This is a genomic window from Streptomyces sp. Y2F8-2 (genome assembly GCF_014905555.1).
GTDB lineage: Bacteria > Actinomycetota > Actinomycetes > Streptomycetales > Streptomycetaceae > Streptomyces > Streptomyces cynarae.
The window spans coordinates 99916-119834 of sequence record NZ_BNGS01000011.1 but is presented as its reverse complement, the minus strand read 5'-3'; the positions used below and the strand labels follow the sequence as shown (position 1 = coordinate 119834).

14 protein-coding genes are annotated in these 19919 nt (G+C 71.5%); 2 read left to right on the top strand and 12 right to left on the bottom strand.

What is annotated here, in order from left to right:
* Positions 1-63 precede the first annotated feature (63 nt).
* The 6 genes from serA to SY2F82_RS31330 all read right to left on the bottom strand — a co-directional run bounded on the left by serA (position 64) and on the right by SY2F82_RS31330 (position 10295).
* On the bottom strand, positions 64-1653 hold the full coding sequence (gene serA, locus SY2F82_RS31355; RefSeq protein WP_200422549.1) for a phosphoglycerate dehydrogenase: 1590 nt from the start codon (positions 1651-1653) through the stop codon (positions 64-66).
* Positions 1654-1894: 241 nt separating this feature from the next.
* Positions 1895-2893: a ketol-acid reductoisomerase gene (ilvC, locus tag SY2F82_RS31350; protein ID WP_200422548.1), complete on the bottom strand. Its 999-nt coding sequence runs from the start codon at positions 2891-2893 to the stop codon at positions 1895-1897.
* Between the two features lie 118 nt (positions 2894-3011).
* Positions 3012-3536, bottom strand: coding sequence for an acetolactate synthase small subunit (gene ilvN, locus SY2F82_RS31345; protein WP_166002432.1), 525 nt, complete (start codon positions 3534-3536; stop codon positions 3012-3014).
* 21 nt (positions 3537-3557) lie between these two features.
* Complete coding sequence (locus SY2F82_RS31340; RefSeq protein ID WP_200422547.1) at positions 3558-5405, bottom strand: acetolactate synthase large subunit; 1848 nt, start codon at positions 5403-5405, stop codon at positions 3558-3560.
* 341 nt (positions 5406-5746) lie between these two features.
* Positions 5747-8806: an EAL domain-containing protein gene (locus SY2F82_RS31335; protein WP_200422546.1), complete on the bottom strand. Its 3060-nt coding sequence runs from the start codon at positions 8804-8806 to the stop codon at positions 5747-5749.
* A 547-nt stretch (positions 8807-9353) separates the two neighbouring features.
* Complete coding sequence (locus SY2F82_RS31330; protein WP_200422545.1) at positions 9354-10295, bottom strand: 2-hydroxyacid dehydrogenase; 942 nt, start codon at positions 10293-10295, stop codon at positions 9354-9356.
* 74 nt (positions 10296-10369) lie between these two features.
* On the opposite strand from SY2F82_RS31330, the gene SY2F82_RS31325 reads away from it, so the two are divergent.
* Positions 10370-11368, top strand: a complete 999-nt coding sequence (locus SY2F82_RS31325; RefSeq protein ID WP_200422544.1) for an aldo/keto reductase — start codon at positions 10370-10372, stop codon at positions 11366-11368.
* 118 nt (positions 11369-11486) lie between these two features.
* Positions 11487-12644, top strand: coding sequence for a sorbosone dehydrogenase family protein (locus SY2F82_RS31320; RefSeq protein ID WP_200422543.1), 1158 nt, complete (start codon positions 11487-11489; stop codon positions 12642-12644).
* Positions 12645-12658: 14 nt separating this feature from the next.
* Here SY2F82_RS31320 and SY2F82_RS31315 read toward each other — a convergent pair whose 3' ends face one another.
* The 6 genes from SY2F82_RS31315 to SY2F82_RS31290 all read right to left on the bottom strand — a co-directional run bounded on the left by SY2F82_RS31315 (position 12659) and on the right by SY2F82_RS31290 (position 19903).
* Positions 12659-12853 carry a DUF6191 domain-containing protein gene (locus SY2F82_RS31315; RefSeq protein WP_200422542.1) on the bottom strand — a complete coding sequence of 65 codons (195 nt, stop codon included), beginning with the start codon at positions 12851-12853 and terminating at the stop codon, positions 12659-12661.
* Positions 12854-12887: 34 nt separating this feature from the next.
* Complete coding sequence (locus SY2F82_RS31310; protein ID WP_200422736.1) at positions 12888-15932, bottom strand: helix-turn-helix transcriptional regulator; 3045 nt, start codon at positions 15930-15932, stop codon at positions 12888-12890.
* Between the two features lie 158 nt (positions 15933-16090).
* Positions 16091-16264 (bottom strand): hypothetical protein, encoded by a 174-nt coding sequence (locus tag SY2F82_RS31305; protein ID WP_200422541.1) that lies wholly within the window; start codon positions 16262-16264, stop codon positions 16091-16093.
* A 193-nt stretch (positions 16265-16457) separates the two neighbouring features.
* A complete protein-coding gene (locus tag SY2F82_RS31300) occupies positions 16458-17033 on the bottom strand; it encodes a hypothetical protein (protein WP_200422540.1) in 576 nt (191 codons plus the stop codon).
* A 76-nt stretch (positions 17034-17109) separates the two neighbouring features.
* Positions 17110-17685, bottom strand: coding sequence for a GNAT family N-acetyltransferase (locus SY2F82_RS31295; RefSeq protein WP_200422539.1), 576 nt, complete (start codon positions 17683-17685; stop codon positions 17110-17112).
* Positions 17663-19903: an MMPL family transporter gene (locus tag SY2F82_RS31290; RefSeq protein ID WP_200422538.1), complete on the bottom strand. Its 2241-nt coding sequence runs from the start codon at positions 19901-19903 to the stop codon at positions 17663-17665. Before SY2F82_RS31290 ends, SY2F82_RS31295 begins: the two co-directional genes overlap by 23 nt.
* Positions 19904-19919: the final 16 nt, after the last annotated feature.

Genomic DNA, 19919 nt, shown 5'->3' with positions numbered 1-19919 from the left:
GGAAACGAGCCGGGGCCCGGCCACCCTGAGGTGGCCGGGCCCCGGCTGTCGTGCGTAGCGCTGTCAGACCAGGTTCACCGAGCGGGCGGACGTCGCGCCGATCTCCTCCGCGACCTCCGTCAGCACGTTCTGCGGCACCGTGTCGTCGACCGTGAGGACCGCGAGGGCCTCGCCACCGGCGATGTCGCGGGCCACCTGCATGCCCGCGATGTTGATGCCGGCCTCGCCGAGGATGCGGCCGACGGTGCCGACCACACCGGGACGGTCGGTGTAGCGGAGCACGATCATGTGGTCGGCGAGCGACAGGTCCACGTCGTAGTCGCCCACCGCCACGATCTTCTGGTGGTGCTTCGGGCCGGCCAGCGTGCCGGACACCGAGACCTCCTCGCCGTCGGCGAGCGTGCCGCGGACGGTGACCACGTTGCGGTGGTCGGTGGCCTCGGAGCTGGTGGTCAGGCGCACCTCGACACCGCGCTCCTGAGCGAACAACGGAGCGTTCACGTACGACACCGTCTCGTCCACGACGTCCTCGAACACGCCCTTGAGCGCGGACAGTTCGAGCACCTTGACGTCGTGCTGGGTGATCTCGCCGTACACCTCGACGTCGAGCCGGACCGCGACCTCGCCCGCGAGCGCGGTGAAGATGCGGCCGAGCTTCTCGGCGAGCGGCAGACCCGGCTTGACGTCCTCGGCGATGACACCGCCCTGGACGTTCACCGCGTCCGGCACCAGCTCGCCGGCGAGCGCCAGGCGCACCGACTTGGCGACCGCGATGCCCGCCTTCTCCTGCGCCTCGTCGGTGGAGGCGCCGAGGTGCGGGGTGCAGACGACCTGGTCGAGCTCGAACAGCGGGGAGTCCGTGCACGGCTCCTTCGCGTACACGTCGAGGCCGGCACCGGCGACGCGGCCCTCCTTGAGCGCCGAGTACAGCGCCTCCTCGTCGACGATCCCGCCGCGCGCGGCGTTGATGACGCGCACGCTCGGCTTGACCTTGTGCAGCGCCTCGGAGCCGATCAGGCCGAGCGTCTCGGGGGTCTTCGGGAGGTGGACGGTGATGAAGTCGGAGACCTCGAGCAGCTCGTCCAGGGTCAGCACCTTCACGCCCATCTGCGCGGCCCGGGCAGGCTGGACGTAGGGGTCGTAGGCGACGACCTTCATGCCGAACGCGGACATGCGCTGCGCGACCAGCGCGCCGATGCGGCCGAGGCCGACGACACCGAGGGTCTTCTCGGCGAGCTCGACGCCGGTGTACTTGCTGCGCTTCCACTCGCCGTTCTTCAGCGCCGCGTTGGCCTGCGGGATGTTGCGGGCGGTGGAAATGATCAGACCGCAGGCCAGTTCGGCCGCGGTCACGATGTTCGAGGTGGGGGCGTTGACGACCATCACGCCGGCCTTGGTGGCGGCGGAGACGTCCACGTTGTCCAGGCCGACGCCGGCTCGCGCGACGACCTTCAGCTTCTTCGCGGCGGCGATGGCCTCGGCGTCGACCTTCGTCGCGGAGCGGATCAGGATGGCGTCGACGTCGGCGATCGCGGGCAGCAGCTCCGCCCGGTCGGCGCCGTTGCAGTGGCGGATCTCGAAGTCGGGGCCGAGGGCGTCGACGGTCGCGGGCGACAGCTCTTCAGCGATGAGTACGACGGGTTTCGAGCTCACGTGAGTCCTCACATGTCCAATGCGGACGGCCGTCCCGACGGCCGCTGGCGGTGGAGGGGTGCTTGCCGCGTGGAAGACGCACGACGCTGTGGGCCTGACGCGATTGTTGTGCAGCAGTCTAGTGGCGCGGCGGGGGGCGTAATGCGCCTGCGCGGAAGGATCACCCGGACGTGGCTGGCCGGTGTGGACAACAAGAATAATGCGGCGGCGCCCCCGGCAAAGGGCACCGCCGCATCAGAGGTCACGCCTCCTCGTTCACCCACGACATCAGCTTGCGCAGCTGCTTGCCGGTGGTCTCCAGCAGGTGCTCGGAGTCCTGCTTCTTGTACTCGTTGTACTTCTTCAGACCGCCGTGGTACTCGTCCATCCAGTTCCGGGCGAAGGAGCCGTCCTGGATCTCGGCGAGGACCTTCTTCATCTCGGCCTTGGTGGCGTCGGTGATGATGCGCGGGCCGGTGACGTAGTCGCCCCACTCGGCGGTCTCGGAGATCGACCAGCGCATCTTCTCCAGGCCGCCCTCGTACATGAGGTCGACGATCAGCTTCAGCTCGTGCAGGCACTCGAAGTAGGCGATCTCCGGCTGGTAGCCCGCCTCGGTCAGCGTCTCGAAGCCCGCCTTCACCAGCGCGGCGGTGCCGCCACAGAGCACGGCCTGCTCACCGAACAGGTCGGTCTCGGTCTCCTCGGTGAAGGTCGTCTTGATGACGCCGGCACGGGTGCCGCCGATGCCCTTGGCGTACGACAGGGCCAGCGCGAAGGCGTTGCCGGTGGCGTCCTGCTCGACGGCGGCGATGCAGGGAACGCCGCGGCCCTCCTCGTACTGGCGGCGCACCAGGTGGCCCGGACCCTTCGGGGCGACCATGCAGACGTCCACGCCGGCCGGGGGCTTGATGAAGCCGAAGCGGATGTTGAAGCCGTGGCCGAAGAACAGCGCGTCGCCGTCCTTCAGGTTCGGGGCGATGGACTCCTCGTAGACCTGGGCCTGGATCGGGTCCGGCACCAGGATCATGATCACGTCCGCCTCGGCGGCGGCCTCCGCCGGGGTCACCACGCGCAGGCCCTGCTCCTCGACCTTCGCCTTGGACTTCGAGCCCTCGTGCAGACCGACACGGACGTCGACACCCGAGTCGCGCAGCGACAGCGCGTGGGCGTGGCCCTGGCTGCCGTAGCCGATGACCGCGACCTTGCGGCCCTGGATGATGGACAGGTCGGCGTCAGCGTCGTAGAACAGCTCGGCCACTTTGGGTTCTCTCCTTGAGTGCAGGTGTTGCGTCCCACCGTATGACGGCGGGCGGAACGGAAGTTTCGGGGTCTCGGAATACGGGCGGCCGGTCGTCCCCGGCCGCCCGGACACCGTCTTACGCCGACCGGTCGAGGGCCCGCAGGGACCGGTCCGTGATCGAACGGGCGCCGCGGCCGATCGCGATCGTGCCGGACTGCACCAGCTCCTTGATGCCGTACGGCTCCAGCATCTTCAGCATGGCCGACAGCTTGTCGCTGGACCCGGTGGCCTCGATGGTGACGGCCTCCGGGGAGACGTCGACCGTCTTCGCGCGGAACAGCTGGACGATCTCGACGATCTGGGAGCGCGTCTCGTTGTCGGCGCGCACCTTCACCAGAACGAGTTCACGCTGAACGGCCTGCGACGGCTCCAGCTCGACGATCTTCAGCACGTTGACGAGCTTGTTGAGCTGCTTCGTCACCTGCTCCAGGGGCAGGTCCTCGACGTTCACCACGATGGTGATGCGGGAGATGTCGGGGTGCTCCGTGACACCGACCGCGAGGGAGTCGATGTTGAAGCCGCGGCGGGAGAACAGGGCGGCGATCCGGGCGAGGATGCCGGGGGTGTTCTCGACCAGGACCGAGAGGGTGTGCTTGGACATGGTTCTTGACTCAGCTCTCTCTCAGTCGTCCTCGTTGTCGCCGAAGTCGGGGCGGACGTCCCGGGCGGCCATGATCTCGTCGTTGGAGGTGCCGGCGGCGACCATCGGCCACACCATCGCGTCCTCGTGGACGATGAAGTCGACGACGACGGGGCGGTCGTTGATGGAGTTCGCCTCTTCGATGACCTTGTCCAGGTCGTCCGGGGACTCGCAGCGGATCGCGTAGCAGCCCATGGCCTCCGACAGCTTCACGAAGTCGGGGACGCGGGTTCCCCTGGCCGCCGGGTCGACGTCCTCGGGCCCGGAGTGCAGCACCGTGTTGGAGTACCGCTGGTTGTAGAAGAGGGTCTGCCACTGGCGGACCATCCCGAGGGCGCCGTTGTTGATGATGGCGACCTTGATCGGGATGTTGTTCAGGGCGCAGGTGGTCAGCTCCTGATTGGTCATCTGGAAGCAGCCGTCGCCGTCGATCGCCCAGACCGTACGGTCCGGGGCGCCGGCCTTCGCGCCCATCGCGGCCGGGACCGCGTAACCCATGGTTCCGGCGCCGCCCGAGTTCAGCCAGGTCGCGGGCTTCTCGTACTGGATGAAGTGCGCGGCCCACATCTGGTGCTGGCCGACGCCCGCGGCGAAGATCGTGCCCTGCGGCGCGAGCTGCCCGATGCGCTCGATGACCTGCTGCGGGGAGAGCGTGCCGTTCTCGGGCAGGTCATAGCCGAGCGGGTAGGTCTCGCGCCAGCGGTTCAGGTCGTTCCACCAGGCGGTGTAGTCACCCTGGTGGCCCTCGCTGTGCTCCTTCTGCACGGCCTGGATCAGATCGGCGATGACCTCACGGGCGTCCCCGACGATCGGCACGTCGGCGGCGCGGTTCTTGCCGATCTCCGCCGGGTCGATGTCCGCGTGGACGATCTTGGCGTACGGGGCGAAGCTGTCCAGCTTGCCGGTGACGCGGTCGTCGAACCGGGCTCCGAGGGCGACGATCAGGTCGGCTTTCTGCAGGGCGGTGACGGCTGCCACGGAACCGTGCATGCCGGGCATGCCCAGGTGCTGCGGGTGGCTGTCGGGGAACGCGCCGAGCGCCATCAGCGTGGTGGTGACGGGCGCCCCGGTGAGCTCCGCGAGGACCTTCAGCTCGGCGGTGGCCTGCGCCTTGAGGACGCCGCCGCCGACGTACAGGACGGGCCGCTTGGCCGAGGTGATCAGCTTGGCGGCCTCGCGGATCTGCTTGGCGTGCGGCTTGGTCACCGGGCGGTAGCCGGGCAGGTCCATCACCGGCGGCCAGGAGAAGGTGGTCCGTGCCTGGAGGGCGTCCTTGGCGATGTCGACCAGGACCGGGCCGGGACGGCCGGTCGAGGCGATGTGGAACGCCTGCGCGATCACCCGCGGGATGTCCTCCGCCTTGGTGACCAGGAAGTTGTGCTTGGTGATCGGCATGGTGATGCCGACGATGTCCGCCTCCTGGAAGGCGTCGGTGCCGATCGCCTTGGAGGCGACCTGACCGGTGATCGCGACCAGCGGCACCGAGTCCATGTGGGCGTCCGCGATCGGGGTCACCAGGTTGGTGGCTCCCGGTCCCGAGGTCGCCATGCAGACGCCGACCTTGCCGGTGGCCTGGGCGTAGCCGGTGGCCGCGTGGCCCGCGCCCTGCTCGTGCCGCACCAGCACGTGGCGCACCCGAGTGGAGTCCATCAGCGGGTCGTACGCCGGAAGGATGGCACCACCCGGAATGCCGAATACCGTGTCGGCGCCGACCTCCTCGAGAGAGCGGATGAGGGACTGCGCACCCGTGACGTGCTCGGGCGCGGACTGCTGTCCTCCGGATCGGGGCCGCGGCTGCGGGTGATGGGCCCCGGTGGCCTGCTCGGTCATCGGCATTCTCTTCTCGATGCTGAGGGTTTTGGCGAGGTTTGGGCGTTGTTCGGCTGGTGCCTGTGCAACAAAAAACCCCTCGTGCCATGAGGCAAGCGAGGGGAGCGCGCCGGGTGTGGTCGCTGGGTCTTCCGGTTCATGCCCGGTGGGTCCCAGCTCAGCCGACGCGCTGTCCAAGTACGAGAATTCGGGTGCGCATGGCACAGACCCTCCCCCCGGCACGGCATCACTGTCAAGTGAGTGGGACGGGAGTCTCATTATGTGAGCGTAGGGCCGTCCCGCCTCCGAAAACGGCAGGCACGCCACTCGTGTACACCCCCGCGGCCCTCTCCGTGAGCTGTTCACCTACGGGGCGCCCCGGTCGGTGTCGAGGCCGCGACCGGGCTCAGCCCCTCGGGCCTGCGCGCTCCCCCACTCTCGGCTTCGCCAGAGCGGGGGGACCCCCATGCGCTCTCGACATCGACGCGCTCCTTCGGCTCTCTCACTCCGCCCGCGAAGGCCGGCTCCGCCGGACCGAGCGGCACGCGGTAGTGGCCGGAAGTGAGCGCCCTGCGCAGCCGGTACTCGTCCAGTGGGCCCGAGAATGCCATGCCCTGACCGTGCGTGCAGCCCATGGCGCGCAGAGCGACGACCTGCTCGGGCAGGTCCACCCCGTCGGCGACGGAGGTGAGGCCGAGGTCGCCCGCGATGCGCAGCAGCCCACCGGTGATCTTGTGCAACCGCGCCGACTCGACGACCCCCTCGACGAGGTTGCGGTCCAGCTTCAGGACGTCGATGGGGAGCCGGCGCAGCGCCGCGATGGCCGCGTAGCCGCTGCCGAGGCCGTCCAGTGCGATGCGGACGCCGATCCGGCGGAGGTTGCCGAGTCTGCGTTCCAGCTCCTCCAGGGAGATGCGCGGGTCGATGCCGGACAGCTCGATCATCAGGCCGCCGGAAGCCAGACCATGCCGGGTGAGCAGGGCCTCGATGGAACCGAGCGGCAGGGAGCGGTCGAGCAGCCGGCGGGCGCTCACCCGGACGGCGACGGGTACGACGAGCCCTCCGGCAGCGCGCTCGGCGGCCTGCCGTACGGCCTCCTCGAGGATCCAGCGGCCCAGCTCGGCGGCCTTGTCGCTGTCCTCCGGGACACGCAGGAACTCGTCCGGTGTGAAGAGCACGCCCTGGGAGGACCGCCAGCGCGCCCGGGCGCTGACGGACGCGATACGGCCGTCCTCGAGCGAGACCACGGGTTGGTGCAGCAGGGTGAACTCGCCGTCGTCGAGCGCGGCCCGCAGCCGGGTGGCCAGCTCGGCCTTGCGCACGACGTCCTGCTGCATCTGGGGCCTGTACAGCTCGACGCGGCCCTTGCCTGCGGCCTTGGCGCGATACATGGCGAGGTCGGCGTTGCGCAGCAGCTCACCGGCGCCGAGGCCCGGCTCGGCGAAGGCCACGCCGATCGAGGCGGCCACCCGGACATCGTTGCCGTCGATGTCGTACGGCTGGGAGAGGGTGACCCTCAGCCGGTCGGCGAGCTCGAGGATGTGCCTCTCGCGCGCGGTGCGGTCCCGGGTGCCGTCGCCGACGATGAGGGCCGCGAACTCGTCGCCGCCGAGGCGCGCGGCGGTGTCGCCCTGCCGCACCGACTCCTGGAGCCTGCGGGCGGCCTGGACGAGCAGTTCGTCGCCGGCCTGGTGCCCGATGGTGTCGTTGACGGCCTTGAAGCCGTCGAGGTCGATGAACAGGACGGCCGTGCCGCGGTCGGAGGAGCGACGGCCGGAGAGGGCCTGCTGGACGCGCTTGGTGAACAGGGCGCGGTTGGGCAGATCGGTGAGCGGGTCGTGCTCGGCACTGTGCTGCAGCTGGGCCTGCAGGCGCACCCGCTCGGTCACGTCCCGGCTGTTGAAGATCAGGCCGCCCTGGTGGCGGTTGACGGTGGACTCCACGTTGAGCCAGCCGCCGTCGCCGGAGCGGAAGCGGCACTCGATGCGGGTGGTCGGTTCCTCGGTGTGGCTGGCGGCGAGGAAACGCCGTACCTCGTGCACCACGCAGCCCAGGTCATCGGGGTGGATGAGCGCGGCCAGTTCGGTTCCGACGAGTTCCTCGGCGGGCCGGCCGTAGACGCCGGCGGCGGCCGGGGAGACGTAGTTCAGGATGCCGTCGGGCGCGGCGATCATGATGACGTCGCTGGAGCCCTGCACCAGGGAGCGGAAGTGGTTCTCCTTCTGCGCCAGTTCCTGGGTGAGGGTGATGTTGTCGAGCAGCATGATGCCCTGACGCACGACGAGCGCGAGGACGACGGCGCCCGCGGTGATGAGCACCACGCGGTCGACGCTGTGGCCGTTGAGGACGTTGTAGAGGATCCCCAGCGTGCAGACGGCGGCGGCCAGGTAGGGCATGAGCGCGGCCAGCGATCCGGCGATCGGGCGCGTGGCCCGGTACCGGTCGTGGTCGGCGTCCGGCGGGGGTGAGGCCGGATACCGGTCGTGGGCCGGTCCCTGCGGGAGCCCGGGGGCCGGGTCCTGGTCCCGGTGCCCTTCCTCGTGGCCGGCGGCCCGGGGTTCGCTCTGCCGCTGCTCGGGGACGTGTTCGTGCACCACGCGCGTGTGCTCGTCGTCCGGCATCCGGCCGGGCCGGGCGCCGACCCAGGGGGCGTAGGCGAGGAGCAGCGAGCCGGAGAACCAGCCCGCGTCCAGCAGTTGGCCGGAGTGGTAGTTGCTGTGCAGCAGCGGCGAGGTGAACAGGGCGTCGCACAGCACGGTCAGGGCGAGTGCGCCGATGGCGGTGTTGACCGCGGAGCGGTTCACCGCCGAGCGCCTGAGGTGCAGGGCGACCACCATGCTGATCAGGGCGATGTCCAGCAGCGGGTACGCGAGCGACAGCGCGGTGTGCGCCACGCTCGGCCCGTCGAACTTGGCCGCCTGCGCGAGCGCGAGACTCCACGACAGCGTCAGCAGCGAGCCGCCGATCAGCCACGCGTCGAGCGCCAGGCATACCCAACCCGCCTTGTTGGCGGGCCTTTTGGCGAGCACGAGCAGTCCTACGATCGCGGGTGGGGCGAAGCAGAGGAAGAACAGGTCGGCACAGCTGGGCGAGGGGACGGGACGGTCGAGGACGACCTCGTACCAGCCCCAGACGCCGTTGCCCAGAGCGGCCATGGCGGAGGAGAGCGCGAACAGCAGCCAGGCCGGTCGAAAGCGGCTGCGGCGGCTGCGGGCGTACAGCAGGCAGGAGACCGACGCGGTGCCGGCCGCCGCGCTCAACCCGAAGTCGCCCATGACCAGCGCGAGGGTCCGGGAGCCCCAGTCGAGCGCGGAACCGACGGCGTATCCCGCGCACACCAGGGCCAGGACGAGTTGCGGAGCCGGGTGCGCCCGGCCGCCCGGTGCCGGACGGCGGGCCGGCGGTACTCCCGGGGACCTCACCGGTCCCTCCCGGTCCGTGGCGCCGGGTCCCGCTGGGCCCGGCGTGCCGGGTGGGCATGCCTCTTGCGGTCGGCGTCCCCGGGGTGGTGACAGTGGCCGGCGTGGTGACGACGGCTGCCGTGAGCGCTGTGACCGCGTCTGCGCGCCGCGGTCCGCCAGGGTCGTCGCCCGCGGCCACGCCGCGTCGGGTCGTTCGTCCATAGGCCGTGCATCGCCCGTCGCCCCCCTCGTATGTCTGAAAATTCCGTCCCCGGCGCCGAACGGTGCGCGGCGCAGCCCTGTCGGGGACGATACACCAGTCTCGTCACTCAGGGACATAGTCCCTCTACTCTCCGTGACGACCAGGGCGAATGCGGGTACGTACCGCGTTCGGGGGACTGCGGAGCGTACCGGAAGCGGACCGGTGGTGCGCCGGCAGCGGTGTGTGCGCCGGTGGTGCGACCGTTGGCGGGCGCGTGCGCGGGTGGCGGCGATGGCCGGATTCGTGTGCCACGTCGGCCGTGCGCGGGGTCTGCCCCGCCCCGACGCCCGCGCCTGCCGCGCCGGTTCAGCCGCCGGTCGTCAGGACGACGTTCTCGAGGGGTTCTCCCTGCGCGAAACGGTTCAGCTGAGAGCTGAGGAGACGCTTGGCCCGGGGCCAGAACGCCGAGGTGGGGCCGCCGACATGAGGGCTGATGAGCACGCCCGGCGCATGCCAGAGGGGGTGCCCTGCCGGCAGCGGTTCGGGGTCGGTGACGTCCAGTGCGGCGGTGATACGGCGGGACTCCAGCTCGGCCAGCAGGGCCTTGGTGTCGACGATCGGGCCACGCGCCACGTTGACGAGCAGCGCTCCGTCCTTCATCCGGGCCAGGAACTCCGCGTCGACCAGGCCTTTCGTCTCCTCGGTGAGCGGGGTGACCAGGACGACGACATCGGCGTCGGGAAGAAGTTCCGACAATCGGGAGAGAGGATGCACAAGGCCGCGCGCTGTGTTGCGCTCGCGGCGCGCGACGCGCGCCACCCGCGCGACTTCAAAAGGCGCGAGCCGGTCCTCGATGGCGGCACCGATCGCGCCGTAGCCGACGATGAGGACGGACTTGTCGGCGAGCGCGGGATGGAACCCGCTCTGCCAGCGCTCCTCCGCTTGAGCCCGTACGAAGCCGGGGATGCCGCGCAGCGAGGCGAGGATCAGGGCGAGCGCGAGCTCGGCCGTGCTCGCCTCGTGCACTCCGCGCGCGTTGCACAGCCGCACGCCCGGCACGACGGACGGCAGGTGGGCGGTGATGTCGTCGACTCCGGCCGTCAGCGTCTGGATGACCCGCAGGTTCCGCATCCGCTCCAGCGGCCGGACCTTGACGTCCTGACGCTTCATGTACGGCACGGCGTAGAACACGCAGTCGGCCGGGTCGGCGGGGAAGTCCTGCCCGCCGTCCCAGTAGCGGTACTCCAGGCCCTTGGGCAGGCCCTCTATCTCGTCGGTGCGGAACGGAAGCCAAACGTCGTCGGTCATGGTCAGGAGGCTATGCCAAGGATCCGGTGCCGCATTGGTTAGTTTGGGGTGCCAGCAAAGGAGGACACGGCCAGGTGGAGCGCAGGACGATCGGCGCGGCGACGCTCGAAGTGGGGGCCGTGGGACTCGGGTGCATGCCGATGAGCTGGGGGTACTCCACCTCCCGGCAGCGGGGCGACGAGTCGCTGCGGACGGTGCACCGGGCGCTCGACCTGGGGATGACACTGCTGGACACCGCCGACATGTACGGGCCGTTCACCAACGAACTGCTGGTGGGCCGGGCCCTGAAGGAGCGGCGCGCCGAGGCCTTCGTGTCGACCAAGGTGGGGCTGCTGGTGGGCGAGCAGCACATCGTGGCCAACGGCCGCCCCGGCTATGTGAAACGGGCCTGCGACGCGTCGCTGCGCCGTCTGCAGACGGACGTCATCGATCTGTACCAGTTGCACCGCGCCGACCCGGAGGTGCCCGTCGAGGAGACCTGGGGCGCGATGGCGGACCTGGTGCGGGCGGGCAAGGTGCGGGCTCTGGGGCTGTGCGCGGTGGGGGTGCGCGGCGGGCGGCGGACCGGGACCCGGCGGTACGACGGAACGATCAGGCAGCTGGAGCGGGTGCAGCAGGTGTTCCCGGTGAGCGCGGTGGAGGCGGAGCTGTCGGTGTGGTCGCCCCAGGCGCTGGACGCGCTGCTGCCGTGGTGCGCGGCGCGCGGCGTGGGCTTCCTGGCGGCCATGCCGCTCGGCAACGGCTTCCTGACCGGCACGCTGACCCCGGGCGAGGGTTTCGAACCGGACGACCTGCGCGCCCGGCATCCCCGTTTCACGGCGGAGATGATGGCGGCGAACCAGCCGATCGTGGCGGGCCTGCGCCGGGTGGCGCACCGCCACGGCGACGCCGTCACCCCCGCCCAGGTGGCCCTGTCCTGGGTACTGTCCCAGGGCCCCCACGTGGTCCCGGTCCCGGGCGCCAAACAGCGGCGGTGGGTGGCGGAGAACGCGGCGGCCTCCGTGCTGCGGCTGACCCCCGAGGACCTGACGGAACTGGCGGGACTGCCCGCGGCGCAGGGGTCGTGGGACTGAACGGGCCCCGTACCGCGTGCCCGAATGGGACGGTCGGTGGAGGGAAGACCGGCGGTGGGAACCCCAGGGGTGTCCGAGGCGTAGGTAAGGGAGGAAGGCCCGTGGCGGAGGGACCTGGATGGTGCGACGTCGAGTGGTGACGGCCGTGGTGGCCGCGACCGCGCTGCTGGCGGTCGGCTGCTCCTCCGGTGGCGGAGGCACACCGGGTGGTGGCGAGAGTTCCTCGGCCGGCTCGGCGGCGCCGTCGGCCTCCGGGCGGACCGCCGAGGAGACACCGCCGGCCAAGGGGTCGGTGCGGGTGGTGCGCACAGTCGCCGATCGCCTCAGGACACCCTGGGGCCTGGCTGCACTGCCCGGCGGCGGGCTCCTGGTCTCCTCCCGGGACGACGGGACGATCACCCGGGTCAACGACAGGACCGGCCGGAAAACGCTCCTGGGCACGGTGCCGGGCGTCGCCGCCGACGGCGAGGGCGGTCTGCTGGGCATCACGCTCTCCCCGGACCACTCCTCCGACCACCTGGTCTACGCCTACCTGACGACCGACTCCGACAACCGCATCGTCCGCATGCTGTACGACCCGCGGAAACCGGCCGGTGAGCAGCTCGGCGCACCGGACACCGTGTTCAAGGGCATCCCGAAGGGCTTCATCCACAACGGCGGCCGTATCGCGTTCGGCCCCGACGGCATGCTGTACGCGGGCACCGGCGAGTCGGGCGACCGGGGTCTGGCCCAGGACCGGAACTCGCTGGGCGGCAAGATCCTGCGTATGACCCCCGAGGGCGAGCCCGCCCCCGGCAACCCCTTCGGGAACTCGGTGGTCTACTCGTACGGGCACCGCAATGTGCAGGGTCTGGCCTGGGACGGCAAGCAGCGGCTGTACGCCTCCGAGTTCGGCCAGAACACCTGGGACGAGCTGAACGCGATCAAGCCGGGCGGCACCTACGGCTGGCCGGACACCGAGGGCAGGGCGAGCGACCCCAGGTACCAGAACCCGATCGCCCAGTGGCACACCGACGTGGCCTCCCCCAGCGGCATCGCCTACGCCGAGGGATCGATCTGGATGGCGGGTCTGCGCGGGCAGCGGCTGTGGCGCATCCCGCTGAAGGGCACGGAGGCCTCGGCACCCCCGCAGGCCTTCCTCACCGGCAAATACGGCCGTCTGCGCACGGTGGTCGCGGCCGGCGGCGACAAGCTGTGGCTGACCACGAGCAACACGGACGGCCGGGGCAAGCCGTCGCCCGCCGACGACCGGATCCTCGAGGTGGAGGTGTCGTAGCCGGCCGGGCCGGTTCAGCCCTGGTCGGGCTCCGGCTCGGCGGGAGCCGGTTTCGGCAGGCGTATGACCACCGTGCCCGACGCCAGGTCGATCGGGCCGCGGCCCGGATCGCCGTCCGTGACGTCCAGCCGGGTCAGTTCCAGGCGCTTCTGCTCATCGTGGGTGTGCTTGCGGCCCGGCGCGAACAGTTCCTCGAACATGTTGAACACGGCGCCTCCCTGGGGCCTCTCGTCAGCGTAAGCCTCAGCCTGCGGCCTGGACAGGGGGCGCCTCCGCCGGGAACAACCGCAAGCGGTGCGCCACCGCCGCCGCCTCGCCCCGCCCCGCGACACCCAGTTTCGCCAGGATGTTCGACACGTGGACGCTGGCGGTCTTCGGGGAGATGAACAGCTCCTCGGCTATCTGCCGGTTGCTGCGGCCGATCGCGACCAGGCGGAGCACGTCCCGCTCCCGGTTGGTCAGGCCCAGGGACTCCGCGGGATCGAGCGCGGCCGGTTCCGGGGCGGGGGTGAGGGTGAGGCGGGCGCGCCGGGCGAGCAGGGCGACCGAGTCGGCGAGCGGCCGGGCACCGAGGTGGTCGGCCACCGCCCCGGCCAGCCGCAGCAGCTCGGCGGCCCGCTCGCGCGCGTCCTCGTCGCCGCCCGGGGCCAGCAGGGACTCGGCGAGCCGGTGCCGGACCCGGGCCAGGTCGTACGGGCGGTCCAGGGCCTCGAAGGCGGTCACGGCCTCCGCCCAGACGTCCGGGGTGGCACGCCCCTCGGCGCGCAGCAGCTCGGCGCGGACCCAGCACGCGTACGCCTGCCACACCGGCACGTTCGCGGCGAGTGTCTTCGCGGTGTCGCGGATCCGCTCCAGCGTCTCGGCACGGCCCGGCTCGGCGGCGGGCAGCCCGAGCGCATCGGCCTCGGCGGTGGCGGCGGCGAGCAGCAGCGGCCAGCCGTAGCGCTGGGTGCCGGGCGGGAACCCCCTGGTCAGTGCGGTGGCGAGGGCGGCGCGGGCGTCGGTGAGGCGACCCTCGCCGGCGGCGATCCCGATGGTGACGTGCTCCAGCCTCAGCTCGTGCTGCGGCATGGTGTCGTGCGTGCCCAGGTACCCACGGGCGGCGGCCAGCTGCCGTCCCGCCTCGGTCAGGTCGCCACGGGCGAGCGCGAGGTGGGCGTGGATCGTGGCCCGGAAGGCGCGGGGCTTGGCGCTCTGGCCGACCCGCTCGGACTGGAGCCCGGCCTCCGCGGCCTCGTCCCAGCGGCCCAGGGAGTAGAGGGAATCGCCGAGGTTGCCCCACACCCAGGCCTCGGAGTCCGTCAGCCCGAGCTTGCGGGTGATCTCCAGGCCTTCCCGGAGCACCTCGACAGCCTCCCGGGAACGGCCGATGCCCTCCAGGTGGGACGGCAGGTTCACATGCAGACGGCCCCTCACGTAGGCCTCGCCGAGGGCGGCCGCCTGCTCCTTGACCTCGTAGATCTCCTCCAGCCCGGTGTCGATGTCGCCCGCGTCGACCAGGAGGCCGCCCAGGGTGAGGCGGGCGTTGAGCTCGATGTCACGGGCGCCGACCATGCGCGCGTACTCCACGGCGCGCTCGGCGGCCGAAAACGCGTCGGGGCCGGGCTCGTGCAGCATCGACCAGCCGGCGACCATGGCGAGCACCTCGGCGTGCACCTCGGAGGGCGGCAGTCCCCGCACCAGCTCCTGGGCGGTGGCGAGTTCCTTCCATCCGTCGCCACGGCCCGTGTTCTGCACGAGCCGGGAGCGCTGCACCCAGAACCAGGCGGCGCGCAGCGGGTCGGGGTCCTCCTCCAAGAGGCGCAGGGCCCGTTTGGTGATCTTCAGGGCGCGGTCCCGCTCTCCGCACAGCCGGCCCGCCACGGCCGCCTCGGCCATCAGGTCGAGGTAGCGCAGGGGTGTGATCTCCGGGTCGCGGCCGCAGGGAGGGTAGACCTCGGCGTGGTCCACGGGCCGCAGGGCCGCCCGCACGTCGTCGGGGGCGAGGTCCCACAGCTCCATCGCCCGCTCCAGGAGCCGGAGTTGTTCGGAGTGTGCGTGCCGGCAGCGGGCCTCCACCGCGGCGTCGAGGACGGCGGGCAGGGCCTTGGCGGCGTCGTGCGCGTGGTACCAGTAGCTGGCCAGGCGGGTGGCGCGCTGGTCGGCGGGGACGAGCGTGGGGTCGGCCTCCAGGGCCTCGGCGTAGCGCCGGTTGAGCCGCGAGCGCTCGCCGGGGAGCAGGTCGTCGCTGACGGCCTCACGGACCAGGGAGTGGCGGAAGCGGTAGCCGTCGCCGTCCGGGGTGGCGAGGAGGATGTTGGCGCCGACGGCGGCACGCAGGGCCTCGATGAGGTCGTCCTCGGCGAGTGAGGCGACGGCCTCGAGGAGGCGGTACTCCACGGTGGAGCCGCCCTCGGCGACGGTCCGGGCGACCCGCTGCGCGGTCTCGGGCAGCGCCTCGACACGGACGAGGAGGAGGTCGCGCAGGGAGTCGGTGAGGCCGGTGCAGCAGCCGTCCTGGGCGGCCACCGCCAGTTCCTCCACGAAGAACGCGTTGCCGTCGGAGCGGGCGAAGATGTCGTCGACCTGGGCGGGGTCCGGGTCGGCGGCGAGGATGCCGGCGATCTGGCGTTCGACCTCGGTGCGGTTGAACCGGCCCAGCTCGATGCGATGGACGGTGCGCAGACGGTCGAGTTCCGCGAGGAGGGGGCGCAGCGGGTGGCGGCGGTGGATGTCGTCGGAGCGGTAGGTGGCGACGACGACCAGACGGCCGCTGCGCAGCGTGCGCAGGAGGTAGGCGAGCAGGTGGCGGGTGGAGGCGTCCGCCCAGTGCAGGTCCTCCAGGGCCAGGACGACGGTGCGGCGGGCGGCGATCCGCTCGAGCAGGCGGGCGGTGAGCTCGAAGAGGCGGGCCATGCCCTCCTCGTCGTCCCGCGGGCCGCGGCGGGCCTCGCCGAGTTCGGGCAGCAGCCGGGCGAGCTCCTCCTCCTGGCCGGCGGCGGCCTCGGCGAGCTCCTCGGGGAGCTGGCGGCGCAGGGCGCGCAGCGCGGTGGAGAACGGCGCGAAGGGCAGCCCGTCGGCGCCGATCTCGACGCAGCCGCCGAGCGCGACGACGACGTCGCGGCGGGCCGCGGCCGCCGTGAACTCCTCCAGCAGCCGGGTCTTGCCGACGCCCGCCTCGCCCCCGACGAGCAGCGCCTGGGGCTCTCCGGCTGCGGCGCGGGCGAGCGCGTCGTGCAACGCCCCCAACTCCTCGTCGCGGCCGACGAAAACGGGGCTGACGGACCTGGTCTCCACGCCCCCGAGCATGTCACGGGGCACTGACAGCGCGGCACCGATTATCCGCTCCGCTGACGCCGAAGCGGCCGCCCCCGGTGGTTCCGGGACGGCCGCCGCGTCGGATCGGGCGAGGTCGGCGTGCGCCGGGAGCGCGGGGCCCGTGCCGCCGTCCCCGCGAGGCCGCGTGTTCACGCCGCGCGGGTGAACCCGCTCGTGCCCCGGCGGGCACTATGGGACCGGGCCTGACGGGCCGCGTCGTCGGCGGACTGCCGGCGGCGCCGGGCCGTACGGGCGAGGCGGTAGTCGTCGGCCTCGCGGATCAGCTCGGCGGAACGGATCTTGTGCAGCTCATACGCGAACATGTCAGTCCCCCTGGGAAGTTGTGGTGCGGCATCGCTTTCTGCGCTGCCTCAACCTTCGTTTCCGAGGGGGGTCCTTCGCATCGGGAAAGTTCCGCATCTTCCGGCTCGGTAGGGGCCTTAGATGCGAAGAGGGGGTCTTAGGGCCCCGGCGGGAGTGCCGAGGACGCCCCCAAGACCCCTCATATCGCGTTCCTCAACTGGCGGTCGGCAGGCCGAGCAGGATGTCCGTGTACTTCAGCACGGCCAGGAACAGGCCGATGACACCCAGTACGACACCGCCCCACGCGACCGACTTGATCCACGCGGCCTGCGGCTTCCCGGGCGCCCCGAACGCCGGCCGGGCCAGCACCACGACGCCCACGATGAGCGCGGCCAGCGCGAACAGGCCGGCCCACAACGCGGTGGCGTGCCAGGCGTCGCCGTAGACCGCCTTGATCTGCTTGGCGACGCTCGCCTGGGACGAGGTCCGCAGCTGGCCGATGAGCTGCTGGCGCGCTCCGGCCACAGTGCCGAGCCAGCTTCCGCTGAGCGAGACGAAGCCGAGCGCGGCCGAAACCACCGCCCCGGCGCCCTGGCCGATACCGGAGGGGCCCTTCGGCGCGGCCTCCTCGGAAACCTCCGTGGCCTCCGTGGCCTCCCCGGCCCCGGCCTCCCTCGCCTCGGTGGCCTCACTCGCTTCGTCGACCTTGGTGGCCTCCGCCCTCTCCTCGTCGTTCGTCGCCTCGACGCCGCTCGCGGCCTTGGCCTCGTCCACTGTCTTGGTTCCCATGCCTCGCACCGTACGGACGCTGTCTGAGAGGTCTCTTAATGATCGCTCTTGGTGATCGACTGTCGGCGATCGTCTCTTAGTGATCGGCCCGGTCGTCCTGCGCGCGTGCCGCGCTCCACTCGGGGGCGAGCACCGACCAGACCTCGATGTCCTGACGCACGCCCCGATACGGGTACACCTCGCGGAGCACCCCTTCCCGGGTCATGCCGAGCCGTCGCGCCACATTGATGCTCGGTTCGTTGGCGGACGACGCATACCACTCCACACGGTGCATGCCGCGCTCGTCAAACGCCCAGTCGACGAGCACCCGCGCCCCACGGGTGACAAGGCCCCGCCCGGCCGCCGCGGGCTCCAGCCAGCAGCCGAGCTCGCAGTTGCCGGAGGCGGCGTCGAAGACGCGGAAGAGCAGTCCGCCGACCAGCTTGCCGTCCAGCCACAGCCCGTGCAGGAAGCCGCTGTCGGCGGCGCGCTTGTCGGCGTACCCCTTGAGGATCTCCTGGGCGGAGTCCACGTCGGTGGCGTTCTCCCCGAACCGCATGTGCCGGGTGATGAACTCCCGCCCGCGGTCCAGGTGCGCGAGGAACTCCTCCGCGTGCCACGGCTCCAGGGGCCGCAGCTCGGCTCCGTCGTCACCCAGGGATATCGCGTACATCCTGTTCCCGCTCCTTCAGCAGTACGTCGACCAGGGCGTCCTCCTCCGGACGCCGCCCAGGGATCGTCACACGGCACTCGGGCGGTTCGATGCTGATCCGCGGCAGCCGGCGCTCCAGCCAGGAGGGCAGCCACCAGTTGGCGGCGCCGAGGAGGTGCATCAGGGCGGGGACGAGGAGGGTGCGCAGGACGAAGGCGTCCAGGGCGACGGCGGAGGCGAGGGCGATGCCGAACATGGCGATCACGCGGTCGCCGCCGAGCACGAAGGAGAGGAAGACGGAGATCATGATGACGGCGGCCGAGTTGATCACCCGGCTGGTCTCGGCGAGGCCGATGCGCACGGCGCGGCGGTTGTCGCCGGTCTCCAGCCACTCCTCGTACATGCGGCTGACCAGGAACACCTGGTAGTCCATGGACAGCCCGAAGAGCACCGAGACCATGATCACGGGGAGGAACGGCTCGATCGGGCCGGCGCTGCCGAGGCCCAGCAGCTCGCTCCCCCAGCCCCACTGGAAGATCGCGACGACCACGCCGAAGGCGGCGGCGACGGCGGCGAGGTTCATCGCTGCGGCCTTCAACGGGACGCCGAAGGACCGGAAGGCCAGCAGGAGCAGCACGCAGCCCAGGCCGATCACCACGCTCACGAACAGCGGCAGCTTGCCGACGATCACACTCGCGAAATCGTCGTAGCCGGCCGTCACCCCGCCCACGTACAGGTCGAGCGTGGTGCCCTTCTCGGCGCGCGGCAGCACGTCGGAGCGCAGCCGCTTCACCAGGTCGCTTGTGTGCTGGGACTGCGGGGCGGAGTCGGGTACGACGGTGAGGTACGCCGTGGTGCCGCTGCCGTTGTACGTCACCGGCGTCACGGCGGCGACGCCCTTGGTCGCGGCGAGCGTGGAGTCGAGATTGTCGAGGGCGAGCTTGTCCTCGGCGCCGCCGACCTTGCCGACCAGGGTGAGCGGGCCGTTGACGCCGGGGCCGAAGCCCTCGGCGAGGAGATCGTACGCCTGCCGGGTGGTCGACGACTTCGGGTCGTTGCCCTGGTCGGAGGTGCCCAGGTGGAGGGAGAGCGTGGGCAGCGCGAGCAGCGCCATGACGGCCAGGGCGACGGCGCCGAGCTTCTTGGGGTGGCGCTCGACGAACGCGGACCAGCGGGCCGCGAGCCCGGTCGGCATCTCGGGTTCGGGTCCGTGTTCGTAGAGCCTGCGCCGCTCGCGCCTGCTCAGGGCGCGCGGGCCGATGAAGGAGAGCAGGGCGGGCAGCAGGGTCACGGAGGCCGCGACGGTGAGCAGCACGGTCAGGCAGGCGGCGACCGCGACGCCGTTGAGGAAGCCGAGCCGGAGGATCAGCATGCCGAGCAGCGCGATGCACACGGTGGCGCCCGCGAAGACGACGGCCCGTCCGGTGGTGGCGACGGCGTTCACGGCGGCCTCGGCCACCGGGACGCCGCGCTTGAGGCTGCGGCGGTGCCTGGTCACGATGAACAACGCGTAGTCGATGCCGACGCCCAGCCCGATCAGCAGGCCGAGCATGGGCGCGAAGTCGGCGACGGTCATCGCGTGCCCGAGCAGGTCGACGCCGAAGTAGGCGGTGCCCACACCGATCAGCGCGGTCGCGATGGGCAGCAGGGAGGCGGCGAGGGAGCCGAAGGCGAGGAAGAGGACCACGGCGGCCACTGCCACGCCGATGGCCTCGGCGAGGTGCCCGCCCTGCGCCTCGGTGAGCGAGACGGCGCTGCCGCCGAGCTCCACCTGGAGCCCGCGGGTCTCGGCGGCCTTGGCGGCGCTGACGACGGCCTGGGCCTCGCCCTTCTTGATGTCCTGGGCCTCGTGGGCGAAGGTGACCGTCGCGTACGCGGTGTGGCCGTCACGGCTGATCGCGTCGCCGCGGTCGCCCTCGTAGGGGTTGGTGACGGAGGCGACGCCCGGCAGGTCCTCGATGCGGTCCAGAGTGCGGGTCATCGCCTGCTGGACGCCGGTGTCGCGCACGCTGCCGTCGGCGGTGTGCCAGACGACGGTGTCGCTGTCGCCGCCCAGGTGCGAGAAGCTCTTCTGGATCAGCCGGTAGGCGCGGTCGGACTCGGTGCCGGGGGCGCCATAGTTGTTCGAGTACGCGGAGCCCGTGACGGCTGCCGCGGAGGTGACGCCGGCGAAGGCGACCAGCCACAGCAGGACGGTGACGAGGCGGTGGCGGACACACCAGCGTGCGAGGGCTGCCACGGACGTGCTCCCTGGG